This window comes from Bacillus methanolicus, assembly GCF_028888695.1.
Taxonomy (GTDB): domain Bacteria; phylum Bacillota; class Bacilli; order Bacillales; family Cytobacillaceae; genus Bacillus_Z; species Bacillus_Z methanolicus_B.
Genome location: NZ_PNFF01000001.1, coordinates 2074884 through 2090844, shown reverse-complemented (window position 1 = coordinate 2090844; position 15961 = coordinate 2074884). Strand labels below are relative to the sequence as shown.

The window sequence follows — 15961 nt, the reverse complement described above, 5'->3', positions numbered from 1 at the left end:
AAAACGTAAAAAAACCGTCAAAAATTAACAAAAACTTCTAAAAATAATTCTTTTATAATATTACGGAAGGGGTGAAACATGATTTTATTTTTATTCTCCGTACTTTCACTCGTTTTTTTAGTACCTATTCTTTATTTTATTCCTGCCGGCTTTTCAAAAAAAGGGAAATTAACAGTCTTAATCATTTCTTTTTTACTATCTTCATTTGGGTTGCTGGCTTATGGTACTTTAGATTTATTGAAAACGATATCAATGCTTTTCGTACTTATCATTTTAATAACTTATCTCTTAAATAAAAGAATGGGACCAGCTCTGTTTGAAGCTGTTGAAGAAACAGTCGAGATTGATCATTCGTTAGAAACAAATGAACTTGTGAGAACGTTTCAATCTCACTCATATCAAGTACATTCCCCGAGCGAAAAAATCGAAAAAGAGGAAACGATAAATATTTTGAATGTTTCGCAAAGAGATGAAATCGATGGGATTGAACGAAGCGCTTCTCTTGAAAATGAAAATGACGTGAATGGAATAAGCGAATCTTTAAAAAGTGAAAATGATGAAATTGAACCTCTCGCATTTCTTGAAAATAAGAATGACGAGATTGAACCGCTCCCTACTCTTGAAAACGAACCTGCCGAAAGCTTTCAAGAGAGCGATGACATTTATGTACGAAACACAGAAATGATTGAAGAAATAGTACCTTCATCGGTTGAAGAAGAAGAGAATCCTTATTTAGATGATTCGTTATTACTAGACTTTGAAAAAGATACGAATGATATTTACGAGAAAACAGATGATCAAATTGTTTTTGATGAAGAAGGAACGAGTAAGGAAAACATTAAAAATGAAGGGGATTACATGGCTGAACTTGAAAAAATCATTATGGAATCTGAACTTGGGCATGAAGACATAAGAGATGAAAAGATTCAGACCGAATTTTTTGAAGAACAGAAAATAAATCATACTGAAATTCCTGATGCACCGGTATGGGAAGAAATTGAACTTCTTGATGAGGAGGAACTTCCTCTAAATCCTCAATCGGGAACAATGGAGGAAATGATTCCTTCTGATCAAAATAGTTTCGGAAATGAAGAAGAACAAATAGAAGAGAACACGGCGGCGAATGAAGAAAGTGTAAACGTTCTTGTTCAAGAAGAACAAACTTTAACTCAAGAAGAACAAAAGGAACCGATTGATGAAGCAAAGGAAAAGCTGCAGCGACAGATGTTCCAAATCATGCTCTCGCAAATTGAAATTGCAAGAAAGATGATCGATAAGAATAAATATGAACAATTGGTAAAAGACTATATGCACCCTGGGCTTCCATTATCTGAATATTATACGTTTGCAAGTTTGCTTATTCAGCATTACCTTTCCAATAAAGAATTTGAAAAACTGAAAAGTCTTCTGAATGATCTTGAAGCGAAATATGTAGAATTTCCAATAATATTGCAAGAAATTAAATTCTTACAAACGCATTATTTTAATCAATGAATTAAATTTCGTGAGCAAAAGGTTAGGTGTTGAAAAAATCATGAAAAAAAGCACGCAAATAACAGGTTTGCCGATTATAAGCATTGCGGACGGACGGGAAATTGGAAAAGTAAAGACGCTAGTCATAAATCCGGAAAAAGGTTCTATTGACTTTTTAACAATTGATGATGAGGATTGGCAAACAAGTGTAAAAGCAATACCGTTTAAAAAAATTGTTGGTATTGGCGATTATGCGGTGACAGTTGAAAGCGAAAATGCAGTTATTGATTTGAATGAAATACCGATTGCAAATCAATTGGTACATAAAAAAATTAAAATTACGAATACGAAGGTTATGACAAGAAAAGGCGAGCTGCTTGGCGAAGTTCTTGAATATTATGCCGATGAAGAGAACGGGCAAATCCTTGGCTTGGACCTTCAATTAGGAAATAGAAATGCAGTTCTTCCTTCTGACTTTGTCCTGACGTATGGAAAAGATATGATCATTGTGAAAGAGGAAGCTGTCGACGGGTTTTTGGAAAGCTCCGAGCAGCTGCTTGCTGCTAAAGAACTTCAGCCGATTGCAGAAGAAAATGATCAAGTTATTTCGGAATTAGAAAAGGATTCAGCTGTTACTGAAAAGCTATTAGAAGATGATAAAGAAGTTCAAGTCTTGAAAGATAAGCAGATTGAACTTTTGAATGGGAAAAGAGTTACGAAAGATATTACAGATTTACAAGGAAATGTCATAATAGCCGAGGGAACAGTCTTGACAAGGGAAGATATTATTAAAGCCCAGGAAGAGGGCCCAAGTGTTGTTGTTGAATTGTCTATGAATGTAGAAGCATGATAAAGGGAGGAAACCCGTTGTGAGGAATCCTCAGACTGCTAAGCTATTTCTCGTCTTGGTTTTTTGTACTGCCTTTCTATTCAGTTTTTCTCATTTTGGTGCAAAAGCGTTCGATAAATTCACTTCGAAAGATACGTTTGAAAATAACACGAGGATAAGCAAAATTGAACTTTCCGGTTTATCAAAAACTGAAGCTCTTAATCTCTTAATTGAAAAACAAAAAGAGTGGTATGAAAATACAACCGTATCGTTTCATTATAAAGAAACCGTAAAGAAAATGGATTTGGATTATTTTCTTTTTAACCTTAAGAAATCGATCGACAAGGTTGAAAACGGAAAGACAAACGAGCTTATTGTAAAAATTGACGAAGAGTCTTTGAGGTCATTTATAGAAAAATTCACGCTGCAAGAAATTCATGCTGATACATTTGATTTTGAACGGTTAATCCATGATCTTCTCATGTTTGCCTCTATGCTTGAAGAAGGGGATCATAATATTAAGATTGATCAATATTTTTTGGCAAGAGAAAAAAATGAAGTAATTTCTGAAACCGCGATAAAAGCAGACAAAAATGTGGAGATTTTGCGGAAATGGACAGAGCAATTTCCTTCCATTGAGATCGCTCCGCAATCACAATTTTCTATTTTAAAAACTGTCAAGGAAAGGAATACTGATTTTTTTTCTTCGGAAGCATTAAGTATGATTGCGACAGCGGTTTATAAAACAGCGCTTCCGACAAATTTTGCCATTACTGAACGCCATATCGGCAGAGAATTGCCGTCATATACAGATGCAGGGTATGAGGCAAAAATTAATCAATATAAAAATATGGATCTTGTGTTTACGAATCCGAATAATGAAAAATATTTATTAGAATTTAAAATGATTGATAATCTTTTCTATGTATCATTAAAAGGGGCAACGTTTGCCTATCAATACAACGTAAAAACTGAAGATAAACAAACGTTTAAACCTAAGACTATTATTCAATATAGTGCGCAGCTTCCTTTTGGCAAAAATATAATACTTGATGAAGGAAAAGATGGTATTTTAGTGAAAGTGATTCGGGAAACTGTTGACAAGAACGGAAATGTTTTGAAAAAAGAGCAGATTTCTGAAGATTTTTATCCACCCGTTCCGAAAGTGATTAGCAGAAGTTTAATTGTTGATAAATCTTCGCCAACGAAAAATGAAAACAATCTTGATGATCAAAATACTGTGCGATCACCGGAAACACCTTCCGTGTCCGATGCTGAAAATGCCGATAAGCCAAAGGAACCTTCTGTTCCAAAAAGCGGCAGCGGTGAAGACCAATCAGATCAAACTGATAAAAAGATAGAAAAGGAAAACGATTTATGGGGAAAACCTAACGAAACCGAAAAATAAGGAAATAAAGCAGGGATTGATATGAAACAAACACGTAAAAGGCTGGGAGATCTCTTAGTTGAAGCAGGTTTAATAACAGAAGAACAACTGCAAACGGCACTTAAGGAAAAGAGTAAAGATCAAAAGCTAGGGGATGCCTTGCTCCAACGGGGCTATATTACCGAACAGCAATTAATAGAAGTTTTAGAGTTTCAGCTTGGGATTCCTCATGTGAGTTTATATCGTTATCCTTTTGACCCGAAACTTTTTCATATTGTTCCAAAGGAAATCGCAAAAAGAAATCTTATTATTCCTCTTAAGAAAGACGGGGAAAAGCTATTTATCGCCATGGCGGACCCGATGGATTTTTACACGATTGATGATTTAAGGCTTTCGACCGGCTTTCAAATTGAACCGGCGATTGCCACGAAAGATGATATTCTTCGAGCGATCAACAAGTACTACGACATGGATGAGGGTTTCGAGGAGCTTCTAACGGACGCACCGGCAGGTCAGGAAGTGGAAGAAGAAAAAATTGTCGATCAAGATTCCCCTGTTGTTCGTCTCGTTAATCAGATTTTATCGACCGCCGCAGCGATGAAAGCGAGCGATATCCATATTGACCCGCAGGAGACAAAGGTCGTCATTCGCTACAGAATTGATGGTGTGCTGCGAACGGAACGTGTTCTGCCAAAGCATATGCAAAGTGTTTTGACGGCAAGAATTAAAATAATGGCGAATCTTGATATTACGGAGCATCGCATTCCCCAGGACGGGCGGTTTAAGATGAATTTGGATTTTCATCCTGTCGATCTTAGGGTATCCACACTGCCGACCGTATACGGCGAGAAAATTGTTATGCGCCTGTTAGACTTAAGCAGCGCATTGAATGATATTCACAACCTGGGGTTTAATAAAGTAAACTTGGACAGATTTATCGGCATGATTGAAAAACCGAATGGGATTGTTTTGATTACAGGGCCTACCGGTTCAGGAAAATCATCTACTCTGTATGCAGCCTTGAATCGCTTAAACAGCGAAGAAGTGAATATTATCACCATCGAAGATCCTGTCGAATACGAGCTCGAAGGCATAAACCAAATTCAAGTAAACCCGAATGTCGGCATGACATTTGCTAAAGGGCTCAGAGCTATTTTGCGGCAGGATCCGAATATCATTATGGTCGGGGAAATTCGCGATAAAGAAACGGTTGAAGTGGCAATTCGCGCGTCTTTAACAGGGCACCTTGTACTCAGCACACTTCACACAAATGATTCTTTAGGATCAATTACCAGGCTGTTGGATATGGGAGTCGAGCCATTCCTTGTTGCTGCTTCCATAAACGGCATTGTAGCCCAGCGCCTCGTCCGGAAAGTGTGCCGCGATTGCGCGGAAACGCAGCTTCCGACGAAACGGGAGATTGAAATTTTCGGAAGACGCGGTTTGAAGATTGAGAAAGTGATGAGGGGCAGAGGATGTGCATCTTGCAACATGACCGGTTATAAAGGAAGGATCGCCATTCATGAAGTACTTGTTGTTGATGATGACATGAGAAAAGTCATCATGAATGGAGAACCTTTTTCGAAATTAAGAGAACTGGCAATTAAAAACAAAACGATCTTTTTAATCGATGACGGTTTATTAAAAGTGAAGCAGGGCATTACGACGACAGAAGAAGTTTTACGCGTCGCCATCCATGATTAGGAGTGAGTGCAAGCCATGAAAAACAAAATTGATCATTTGCTTCGTGCCGGCTTTGAATTAAAAGCATCGGATATCCATCTTACCGTCGGGGTTCCGCCAGTCTTTCGCATTCATGGCGAATTGAAAAGATACGGAAAGGACCCGCTCGCACCTTCCGATACGGAAGGAATGGCAAAAGCAATCATTCCGGAAACTATGTGGGAACAATTTAAGGAAAAAGGGGAGCTTGATTTCTCATACGGCATTCCCGGAGTTTCCCGTTTTCGAATCAATACGTATTTTCAAAGGTCGTGCATTGCGATGGCCATCCGCATCGTTCCGACAAAAATTCCGACACTGCAAGAACTGGATCTGCCGCCTGTCCTGGCAAAAATTGCCGAAAAGCCTCAAGGACTCGTTCTTGTCACCGGACCGACAGGGAGCGGCAAATCGACAACACTTGCAGCGATGATCAATTATATGAATCAAACAATGCGAAAGCATATTATTACTCTCGAAGATCCAATTGAATATTTGCATAAGCATGGAACATGCATTATTGACCAGCGGGAAGTCGGGTTTGATACAAATAATTTTGCAAACGGATTAAGGGCATCGCTCAGACAAGATCCTGATGTCATCATGGTCGGAGAAATGCGTGATCTTGAGACGATTCAAACTGCCATCACTGCAGCGGAAACAGGGCATCTTGTGTTCGGTACGCTTCATACGGCAAGTGCTCCGGACACGATTAACAGAATTATCGATGTATTTCCGTCTTCACAGCAAGACCAAATAAGAATTCAGCTTGCATCCGTTCTTGTGGCGATCATTTCACAACGCTTATTTCCGAAAGCGGACAAAAAAGGAAGAAAAGCCGCAACTGAAATTTTAATAAACAATTCTGCAGTTGCAAATTTAATCAGAAATAAGAAGATCCACCAAATAGTCAACATCATGCAAACATCGAGAGCCCAAGGAATGCATACGTTAGATGCGAGCATAAAAGAGCTTGTTGAGTCGGGCCAAGTGTCGGCTGAAGAAGCGAAGCCTTATATGATGGAAAAGGTGAATTAACATGCCCCGTTACAAATATAGCGGACGCGACCTAAAAGGGAAAAAGTCAGGAATTATTACAGCTGTCTCAAAGAGAGAAGCGATGCTTCAATTAAAGCAAAAAGGCATTCGAATTCTTGAAATTAATGAAATTCCCGAAACACTGTGGACGAAGGAAATTACGTTCGGAAATCCTGTTAAGCTGCAGGATTTTGTCATTTATTTGCGGCAGTTTTCAACGCTGTTAAGGGCAGGAGTTCCAGTCGTTGAGGCCACATCGATATTAGCGCAGCAGACCGAAAGCAAAGCGTTAAAGAAAGCGCTTATTGCGATTGAACAAGACTTGCGTGAAGGAAACCCGCTGTCGGAGGCAGCTGCAAAGCATAAAAAGATTTTTTCGAGCATGTTTGTCAATATGGTGAAAGCCGGGGAAGCCGGAGGAAATATGGATGACACACTTGAAAGATTAGCCGTCCATTTTGAGAAACAGCATTTTACAAAGCAAAAAGTCGTTTCAGCGCTTGCTTATCCGATTACTGTCGGCCTGATTGCCATAGCTGTTGTTATTTTCCTGTTAGTAAAGGTTGTTCCGACGTTTGTTGAAATGTTTAAAGATTTTGGCAGTGAACTTCCGGCAATCACAAAGTTTGTGCTGAACTCCAGTGAATTTATGCAAAAATTTTGGTGGTTGTTCATTTTATTCTTTATTGCCTGTATTATCGGAATCGGTGTGATCAGAAACAATAAAAATACGAAGTATTATTTAGACTATTTTCTCCTCAGAATTCCGATTTTCGGGAAGCTGCTTCAAAAAGCGGCCTTGGCAAGAATGGCGAGAACGCTCAGTTCGCTTTTTGCTAGTTCAGTGCCGATTCTTCAAGCCATTGCTATTGTTGAAAACATTGTCGAAAATGAGGTAATCGCAAAAGTGCTCCGCCAATCACGTGAATCTCTTGAACAAGGAAAATCACTGACAGAACCGATGCGAAAACATTGGGCTTTTCCGCCATTAATATCGCAAATGATCGCGATCGGGGAAGAATCGGGATCACTTGATGCGATGCTTGCAAAAGTAGCTGACTTTTATGAACGTGAAGTCGAAACTACTACCGACCAATTAAAGTCATTGATTGAACCGCTAATGATCGTCTTCCTTGCCGCTTTAGTCGGAACAATTGTGACTTCGATCATGGTTCCAATGTTCGAGATTTATCAACAAGTTGGCTAATAATTTTACAAATTTTTAACAGACTCACCTTTATATGCTTCAGAATTCTAGTATAATAGTGTAAGAGAATTATTTAGTTCAATATTACTATGGAAAGGGAGATAGTTATGCTGCAAAAATTAGGGAAAAGACTGAAAAACCAAAAAGGGTTAACGTTAATTGAGCTTTTGGCGGTAATTGTTATTTTGGGGATTATCGCAGCGATTGCGGTGCCGAGTATCGGGGGGATTATTCAAAAATCGAAAGAAGATGCAGTGAAAGCCGACGCCATTCAAGTACTAAATGCGGCGAAAACGTATGTTGCTGCTAATGGAATACCGGCAAAACCGCTAGAAAAAACTGATTTAGAGAATTATATAGATGAACCAAATTTAGATGCTGATTTTAAAGTTACAGTTACTTCAGATGGAAAATCAACAACTTTTCAATTAAATGCAACTAAAGACGTAGGTGATGTAAAACTGACCTTCAAAAATGCAACAATTAAGCAGATTGACGCCGATAAAGGTAAAGGTTCTAGAACTATCGGGTCATAAAGAGTAAAATGAGCTTTTTATATATTTATATTTTCATTACTAGTTTAATGCTCGGCTCCTTCTTCAACGTCGTCGGTCTTCGGGTGCCTTTAAAGCAATCCATTGTCAAGCCGCGCTCGCATTGTCCGAGCTGCGGCCATACGTTAGGGCTGCTTGAATTGATACCGGTTTTGTCTTATATCATACAAGGGGGGAAATGCAGACGCTGCAAGGCGTCTATTTCTCCCTTATATCCAATTGTTGAACTGATGACAGGAGTTTTATTTGTTTTTGCCCCGTTTGTTATCGGTTGGGTACCTGAGCTCTTCATCGCTTGGACGCTTATTTCTCTTTTTGTCATCGTTTTTGTGTCAGATGTAAAATATATGATTATTCCAGACAAAGTCCTGCTTGTATTTGCAGTGATTTTTTTATTAGAACGGATCTTCCTGCCGCTCATCCCCTGGTGGGATTCGATTGCGGGGGCTGTAGTCGGCTTTGGTCTGTTGCTTTTCATTGCAGTGATCAGTAATGGCGGCATGGGCGGAGGAGACATTAAATTATTTGCTGTTATCGGCTTTGCGCTTGGAACAAAGCCTGTCCTTCTTTCCTTTTTCTTTGCAACATTGTTCGGTGCCGTTTTCGGCCTTGTGGGGCGCTTGATCGGAAAGCTAGAAAAAGGAAAACCAATCCCTTTTGGACCGTTTATCGGATTGGGAACTCTATGTGCATATTTCTACGGCGACACAATCGTTTACTGGTATCTAAATTCTTTCATTTAGGGGTTTTCATCATGGGAATGCTTTTTCAGTTCGGGAATAAACGGACAGTTAATTTAATAATGAAAGATTATGTAATTCGGTTTACCGAACTAAAACAAGCCCATCCGCCTGTCGTTTCCCGATGGGGCGAACGTATTCTGCCGCCGGGATTAATAAAAGGCGGCAAAATACAAGATTTTGAGATGCTTGAATCGATACTCGAAGAATGCATAGCAGACTGGAAAATAGCTAGAAGGCCGATTCGTTTTCTCGTACCGGACCAATTTGTTGTCATCAGAAAAATATCGATCCCTTCGGATATTAAAGATGATGAAATAAAAGGGTACTTATATATGGAACTCGGAACGAGCATTCATTTGCCGTTTGATGACCCTGTATTTGACTATTTTCCGATCAATCGTTCAGATAAAGAGAAACGAGATCTTCTTTTATTTGCAGCTCCGGAAAATATTGTAACTGATTATGCCAATTTGTTTGAAAATGTAAAATTAAAACCTGTCACAGCAGATATTTCATGTTTGGCATTGTACAGGTTGTACTTTGAACAAGGCAATCGCTCGCAAGATGAAAATTTAATGATGGTCCAAATAGATTTACAAGCAGTTAATATCAGCATCTTTGAAGGCTATATACCTGTCTTTATGAGGCATCTGCCGATGGATATTGATATTTCAAAATGGGATCATTACTCTTCCGGAGACAAAGAATACAGCTATAGAGGCGACCGCTCAGAAGTGTTGAATCCGTTCGAAGACATTTATAAAGAAGCAGAAAGAGTCATGAATTTTTACCGCTATACTCTTAATCAAGGAAACCGGCAAATTACAAAAATACTGATTGACGGGGATCATCCATGGATTCATGATGTATTTGATGAAATCAACGAGCGATTTGATATTCCGACAGTCAAAATTGATAGCAGTTATTTCGAGACTTCCGATGACAGCCATTTATTTTCTCCGTTTCACTTGATTGTCGGCTTAGGATTAAAAGAGGTGTAGGCATGCTAGTTGAGATCAACCTCCTTCCGAAAAAAGAACCGAGAAACCTTTCCTTTTTTATTGTCTTAGGCACATTCTTAGGATTGGTCCTTATCGGTGCCTCCCTTTTTTTCTGGCAAATGAACGAAAAGAAACAGGAACTTGAAAATGTTGAAAAAGAAATTCAATTAACGAATGAAATTTTGGAAGCCGAAAGAACAAAGCTCGCTGATTTCCAGTCCTCTAACTCTGTGCAGGAACTCGAAAATGCCATTAAATGGGCAAAAGAGCAGCCTTATAATATTGTTTTTGTTATGCAAAAGCTAACGAAAGTACTCCCGGAAAGAGGTTTTATTACTGAATTTAAACTTGAAGAGGGAAACAAAATCAACCAAGTCGTCCAATTTGATACGAAAAGTGAAGCGGCTTATTATTTGAACTCTTTGTTGAATTATAAATGGATAGATGAGGCGGTCATTACAGATGAAAAAGCAGGGGACTGGGAAATTATTAATAACAATACGAATCTTTCAGACGATAAAATAATAGAATTAGCAAAAAAAGAATTTTTCCCGCGTTATTATGCCAAATATGAACTGAGGTTAAATGTCGCAGAACTGAAAAAATCATATAAATTAGAAATCGAAAAATCAGCGAAACGAAATAATGGCGAAGAGGAAGGGGGAGACTCCCCGTGAACCTTCACCTTTCAAAAAAGCAAATATTGCTTATAATCCTAATATTTTTTTTATTCATCACAATTTTTGCAGGAAGTTATTATCTGTTTTTGGCACCATTAAAACAAAAGATTGATAGAAATAAATCAGAACTGAAAATGTTGAATCAGCAAACAGCAATTATTGAAAGCCGGTTAAGCCAAATAAAAGAAGAAACAGTGGTAAGCACGATGGAGCTTCAAAAGCAAGTCCCGGTTAAACGGCTTTTAGATCAATTGCTGCTCGATATTGAGAAAGCGGAAATCGTTTCTGATACATATATTAGCGAAATTAGATTAAACGGTACAGAAGTAGATGAAACGATCGAAAGCACCGGAGATGATTCTCAAGATACGGCAGAAAATAATGCTGATGCAAACAATAATGAACAGAATAATGAAGCGAACAAAGAAGAGAATAATGAAGCAACCTCTTCAAACGAAGATGCAACATTGCCAAATGGAATAAAGCAAACAACGATCACCATTAAAGGCGAAGCCGATACGTATTTCGAAATGGAAAAGTTTATCGATTCACTTCAATCTTTGCAGCGGATTGTTAAAGTAGAGAACTTAAGTTTCACTGCACCGAAAGAGATTTATAAGGTTGACCAGGATCAAAAACCGATTGAATTTGAAATAACGATCGCAGCCTATTATTATCCAAAACTTGAAGATTTGCAAAAAGAATTGCCGCCTTTGGATACGCCGAGAATTTCCAACAAGAAAAATCCATTCAGCGGATTTTCGGATGTGGATAAAGATGAAAAAAATAACAAAGACGGTCAACCGTAAGAGGAGCGGAATGATTCATAATGACAAGGGGATGACTCTAATTGAACTTTTGGCCATTATCGTGATCCTCGGGATCATTTCCGCTATCGCTGTTACGGTTATGACAAAGGTAATTGAGAATACGAAGGACAGGGCATTTGTAGCGAATGCTCTTGCATTGAAGGAAGCGGCAACTTTTTATATCAGACAGGAAATTGCTGAAGGTAACAATCCAAAAGAGAGAATTACATATAAAGAGTTGGCTGATCGCCAATTTATTGACAGTTTTACAGACCCCGATACCGGGAACTATTTGCAGCCATCGGAAGAGTCATATGTGGAAATAATCGGAACCCGGGTTGCCGCTGTATGTCTGAAAGGTGAAAAAAGAAATCTTTGCTCCAAAAACGGCTTGGATACCGCAATACCGATAGACGAACTGTCCACAGATTTAATTTCACCAAACTAGCAAAAAATTTGACGAAAGCATTCGATAACAAGACGACAAAAGTCTTGTTATTTTTTTTTGCCGATATGATAGGATGTAACAAACTAGAACGGATGATTAATGATGGGAGGATGGAAAGTGGACAAGCGTGAAAAAGGACAGACGATTACGATCAAAATAAACGGTAAAGACCGTCCGTTTAAAGAAGCCCATTCGGAAGACGCTGAAATAGAAAAAAAGACCGGATATAACAATCGTTTGGATAAGGATGAATACGTAACAAGAAATGAAACGGCAGCTGCTGAAGAATCTTTAGAAGAGAGTTTCGATTGGATTCTTCCAGAATTGTCTGATGAACCGAAAGTGGCAGAAAAAAAAATTGCAGATGAGACAATAAAGAATAAGAACAAAGGATGGAGCGGAAATGCAAATCAAAAAAACAATTCATCGCGAGGAATTTTCACCTCTATCTTTTTTTCCATTTTTCTTGCCATTCTATTAGGAGTCAGCTTTGGTCTTATCATATTAAAGCCCGTCATCTCTGATAATACGGCAGAAGAAATTGAAGAACCTATTCCTTCAGCCGATGAAGCAAAACCTGCAGGTGGAACTGCTTCGGTCAATGTACCGCCTATTTCTGCTTTTATTGTCCAGGAAGGCGTTTATTCAACGAGTGAAGCAGCAGAAAAAGCGAAATCTGCAGTTGAACAAAAAGGAGCTCCGGTCCATATCGTGAATTTGAACGGAAAATTTTTTGTATATTTGAGTGTGGCAGACAGTATGGAAAATGCAAAGGAAATCGGGAGTGGATTGAAAAAGGACGAGATCAACGTTTTTGCAAAGCCTCTTGATTTTGGCGGCAAACAACTGAGCGGAGTACAAGAAACAGAGAGAAAGCTTCTTGAGTCAGCCCCCCCTCTTTATGAAACACTTGCGAAAGCCGCATCAGAAGCGTCCCTGACCAACTCTGTCTCCAAGGAAACTGCTGAAAGCCTCAATAATCAGGGAAAAGCAATTTTACAAATAGAAGAGACCGCCCTAAAAAATAAAAATGTAAAAAAAGTTAGAAGTAATCTCGTAAATGCAATTGAGAAAGCAAATGCCATTCAAAAATCTCCTGAACAAGAAACTGCAAAAGAACTGCAAAATGAACTCCTTTCTTTTCTTGCTGCCTATCAAAGCCTGTAAAAAGACTTCAAACATTTGTCTCTCAGCAATCATTCCGATAAAAAGATAATTTCCGCATATTTTCTGGGAAATAAGACAAAATATCAAAAGTCTGTTTGAATATCATTCGACAGACTTTTTTTGTGGAAATGGGGCGGAGCTGCGCAAACCAAAATAGAAGTGTCAACCTATCTTTAGCAAGATACATGTTGAGCTTTTAAATATTTATAGCCTGGATTCGCTCACACCGCCTTTTTTGTTGGTTATCTTTTAAAATAAAGCCTCTTTCCATTTTAAGGGGGGTGGGTGTTTATAAATTTTGTTTGTTTTTATATATGTTATAAATTGTTTGATAAGAGAAAGTTTGATACGATTATCTTGTATCTCCCGAATTGATGCGATTGTAAAGGTAAGGTGATTTTTATGCAACGCCTCATTTTAGCCTCATCTTCTCCACGGCGAAAAGAACTTCTTGAAAATCTTCACTTAAATTTTGAAATCTCCAGCAGCAAAGTTGATGAAAGCTATGAACCAAGAATGAAACCGGAAGAGATTGTAATGGAATTGGCGTTTCGAAAGGCAAGCTTTGTTGCCGAAAGAAACCCATCTTCATTTGTTATTGGCTCCGATACGATTGTTGTTGTCGACGGACAGGTGCTTGGAAAACCGCAAACAAAGGAAGAAGCTTACGGAATGCTGAAATTATTGTCTGGCAGAACTCATTCTGTTTTTACAGGGGTGGCCATCGTCTCGCCTGAAAAAATCGCAACTTTTTTTGAAAAAACAGATGTGACATTTTGGGAGCTGACCGATGAGGAAATCAAAGCTTATATCAGCACAGGGGAACCGTTTGATAAGGCGGGAGCCTATGGAATTCAAGGCTTTGGAAGCATGCTCGTCAAACAAATCAGCGGAGATTATTTCAATGTAGTCGGCCTGCCGGTGTCAAGAACGGTTCGAGAACTTCGGAAGGCAGGATATTCGTTGCCTTATTAAAAAGCATAACTAAAAATCAACTCCTCGGAAGCTCCCTTTGACACATTAAGGAGGAATGAATTTGGATACACAATCTTTAATGATTCGGGATTTTCCTGAGGACGAACGGCCGAGGGAGCGCTTCATCCAGAGCGGTCCGGAAAGTTTATCCAATCATGAATTATTGGCGATTTTATTAAGGACCGGTACGAAGCAGGAATCGGTATTACAGTTAGCAAACCGGCTGTTAACTCATTTTGAGGGGTTAAGGCTCCTTAAAGATGCGACACTGGAAGAAATCACGGCAATTAAGGGAATTGGAAAAGCGAAAGGAATTCAAGTTTTGGCTGCTGTTGAAATGGGACGGAGAATTGCAAACCTTTGTTATGATGATCGTTATGTGATCCGTTCTCCGGAAGACGGGGCAAAATATTTAATGAATGATATGAGGTTTTTGTCACAGGAACATTTCGTTTGCCTTTATTTAAACACGAAAAATCAGGTGCTTCATAAACAAACGATTTTTATTGGGAGTTTGAATGCATCTATCGTCCATCCGCGGGAAGTATTTAAAGAGGCGTTCCGCAGGTCTGCTGCATCAATCATTTGCGCTCATAACCATCCTTCGGGAGACCCTACACCAAGCAGAGAGGATATTGAGGTCACAAAACGGCTTGCCGAGTGCGGGAAAATCATTGGAATTGACCTCCTCGATCATTTAGTAATCGGAGAAAATAAATATGTGAGTTTAAAGGAAAAAGGTTATTTATGACACTATGATTTTAATTGACGTTGCGATATAATATTATTTATGATTTTTGCTGGCTGCAAGCAGCAAATCAACCATTATAACCAACAATTAGAAACCATTCATTATAAATCGCCTAATTTTATTTTGCAAAAGTATCAGAAAGGGAGATACAATTATGTTTGGAATTGGAACAAGAGATCTTGGAATTGATTTAGGTACAGCGAATACCCTAGTGTACATAAAAGGGAAAGGAATTGTTGTCAGAGAACCTTCCGTTGTTGCAATACAAACGGACACAAAGCAAATTGTTGCGGTCGGAAATGATGCGAAAAACATGATCGGCAGGACACCGGGCAATGTCGTGGCTCTCCGGCCGATGAAGGACGGCGTAATTGCTGACTTTGAGACCACTGCGACAATGATGAAATATTATATTAAACAAGCACTGAAAAACAAGGGCTGGTTTGCGGGAAAGCCATATGTCATGATTTGTGTTCCATCCGGAATTACTGCTGTTGAAGAACGTGCCGTTATCGATGCAACCCGCCAGGCAGGGGCGCGTGATGCATTTACTATTGAAGAGCCATTTGCGGCGGCAATTGGCGCCAATCTGCCTGTCTGGGAACCTACCGGGAGCATGGTTGTTGATATTGGCGGCGGAACGACAGAAGTGGCGATCATCTCTTTAGGAGGAATTGTTACAAGCCAATCCATCCGCGTTGCCGGTGACGAAATGGATGAAGCGATCATTAACTATATCCGTAAAAATTACAACCTAATGATTGGTGAGCGTACTGCAGAAACGATTAAAGTAGAAATTGGCTCTGCCGGCGATCCGGTTGGAATTGAAAACATGGAAATCCGCGGCCGTGACTTGTTGACAGGGCTGCCAAAAACGATTGAAATTACTGCTGAAGAAATTGCAAGTGCTTTGCATGATACGGTTTATGCAATAGTTGATGCTGTAAAAGTAACGCTGGAAAAAACACCGCCGGAATTAGCAGCGGATATTATGGACCGAGGAATTGTGCTTACAGGCGGCGGGGCTTTGCTCAGCAATTTGGACAAGGTGATCAGCGAGGAAACGAAAATGCCTGTCTTAATTGCAGAAAATCCGCTCGATTGTGTGGCAATTGGAACAGGAAAGGCGCTTGACCATATCGATTTATTTAAGAACAAAGCGAAGGAATCTCGCTAA

General features: G+C 39.2%; 16 protein-coding genes. All 16 read left to right on the top strand.

The annotated features are described in order from the left end of the window. The first annotated feature begins 78 nt into the window (after positions 1-78). The 16 genes from C0966_RS10535 (at position 79) to C0966_RS10460 (ending at position 15961) form a co-directional block, all read left to right on the top strand. Positions 79-1494: a hypothetical protein gene (locus C0966_RS10535; protein WP_274855402.1), complete on the top strand. Its 1416-nt coding sequence runs from the start codon at positions 79-81 to the stop codon at positions 1492-1494. 40 nt (positions 1495-1534) lie between these two features. Continuing rightward, entirely contained in the window at positions 1535-2323 is a 789-nt protein-coding gene (locus C0966_RS10530) for a PRC-barrel domain-containing protein (RefSeq protein ID WP_274855401.1), read from the top strand. A gap of 19 nt (positions 2324-2342) precedes the next feature. After that, complete coding sequence (locus C0966_RS10525) at positions 2343-3710, top strand: VanW family protein (RefSeq protein ID WP_274855400.1); 1368 nt, start codon at positions 2343-2345, stop codon at positions 3708-3710. Between the two features lie 21 nt (positions 3711-3731). Then, positions 3732-5393: a GspE/PulE family protein gene (locus C0966_RS10520; RefSeq protein ID WP_274855399.1), complete on the top strand. Its 1662-nt coding sequence runs from the start codon at positions 3732-3734 to the stop codon at positions 5391-5393. A 15-nt stretch (positions 5394-5408) separates the two neighbouring features. Then, entirely contained in the window at positions 5409-6449 is a 1041-nt protein-coding gene (locus tag C0966_RS10515) for a type IV pilus twitching motility protein PilT (protein WP_274855398.1), read from the top strand. Position 6450: 1 nt separating this feature from the next. Next, positions 6451-7656, top strand: a complete 1206-nt coding sequence (locus tag C0966_RS10510; protein ID WP_274855397.1) for a type II secretion system F family protein — start codon at positions 6451-6453, stop codon at positions 7654-7656. A 107-nt stretch (positions 7657-7763) separates the two neighbouring features. Beyond that, a complete protein-coding gene (locus tag C0966_RS10505; protein WP_274855396.1) occupies positions 7764-8192 on the top strand; it encodes a type IV pilin protein in 429 nt (142 codons plus the stop codon). Between the two features lie 8 nt (positions 8193-8200). Next, positions 8201-8953, top strand: coding sequence for a prepilin peptidase (locus C0966_RS10500; protein WP_274855395.1), 753 nt, complete (start codon positions 8201-8203; stop codon positions 8951-8953). Between the two features lie 11 nt (positions 8954-8964). Then, on the top strand, positions 8965-9954 hold the full coding sequence (pilM, locus tag C0966_RS10495) for a type IV pilus biogenesis protein PilM (RefSeq protein WP_274855394.1): 990 nt from the start codon (positions 8965-8967) through the stop codon (positions 9952-9954). A gap of 2 nt (positions 9955-9956) precedes the next feature. Then, positions 9957-10631 carry a fimbrial assembly protein gene (locus C0966_RS10490; RefSeq protein ID WP_274855393.1) on the top strand — a complete coding sequence of 225 codons (675 nt, stop codon included), beginning with the start codon at positions 9957-9959 and terminating at the stop codon, positions 10629-10631. Beyond that, entirely contained in the window at positions 10628-11443 is an 816-nt protein-coding gene (gene pilO, locus C0966_RS10485) for a type 4a pilus biogenesis protein PilO (RefSeq protein WP_274855392.1), read from the top strand. Before C0966_RS10490 ends, pilO begins: the two co-directional genes overlap by 4 nt. Then, a complete protein-coding gene (locus C0966_RS10480; protein WP_274855391.1) occupies positions 11412-11891 on the top strand; it encodes a type II secretion system protein in 480 nt (159 codons plus the stop codon). The genes pilO and C0966_RS10480 overlap by 32 nt, the downstream gene beginning before the upstream one ends. A gap of 117 nt (positions 11892-12008) precedes the next feature. Then, positions 12009-13058, top strand: coding sequence for a stage II sporulation protein B (locus C0966_RS10475; protein ID WP_274855390.1), 1050 nt, complete (start codon positions 12009-12011; stop codon positions 13056-13058). A 402-nt stretch (positions 13059-13460) separates the two neighbouring features. Next, complete coding sequence (locus C0966_RS10470; RefSeq protein WP_274855389.1) at positions 13461-14033, top strand: Maf family protein; 573 nt, start codon at positions 13461-13463, stop codon at positions 14031-14033. Between the two features lie 79 nt (positions 14034-14112). Next, positions 14113-14784, top strand: a complete 672-nt coding sequence (gene radC, locus C0966_RS10465; protein WP_425535944.1) for a RadC family protein — start codon at positions 14113-14115, stop codon at positions 14782-14784. A gap of 154 nt (positions 14785-14938) precedes the next feature. Continuing rightward, positions 14939-15961 (top strand): rod shape-determining protein, encoded by a 1023-nt coding sequence (locus C0966_RS10460; RefSeq protein ID WP_274855387.1) that lies wholly within the window; start codon positions 14939-14941, stop codon positions 15959-15961.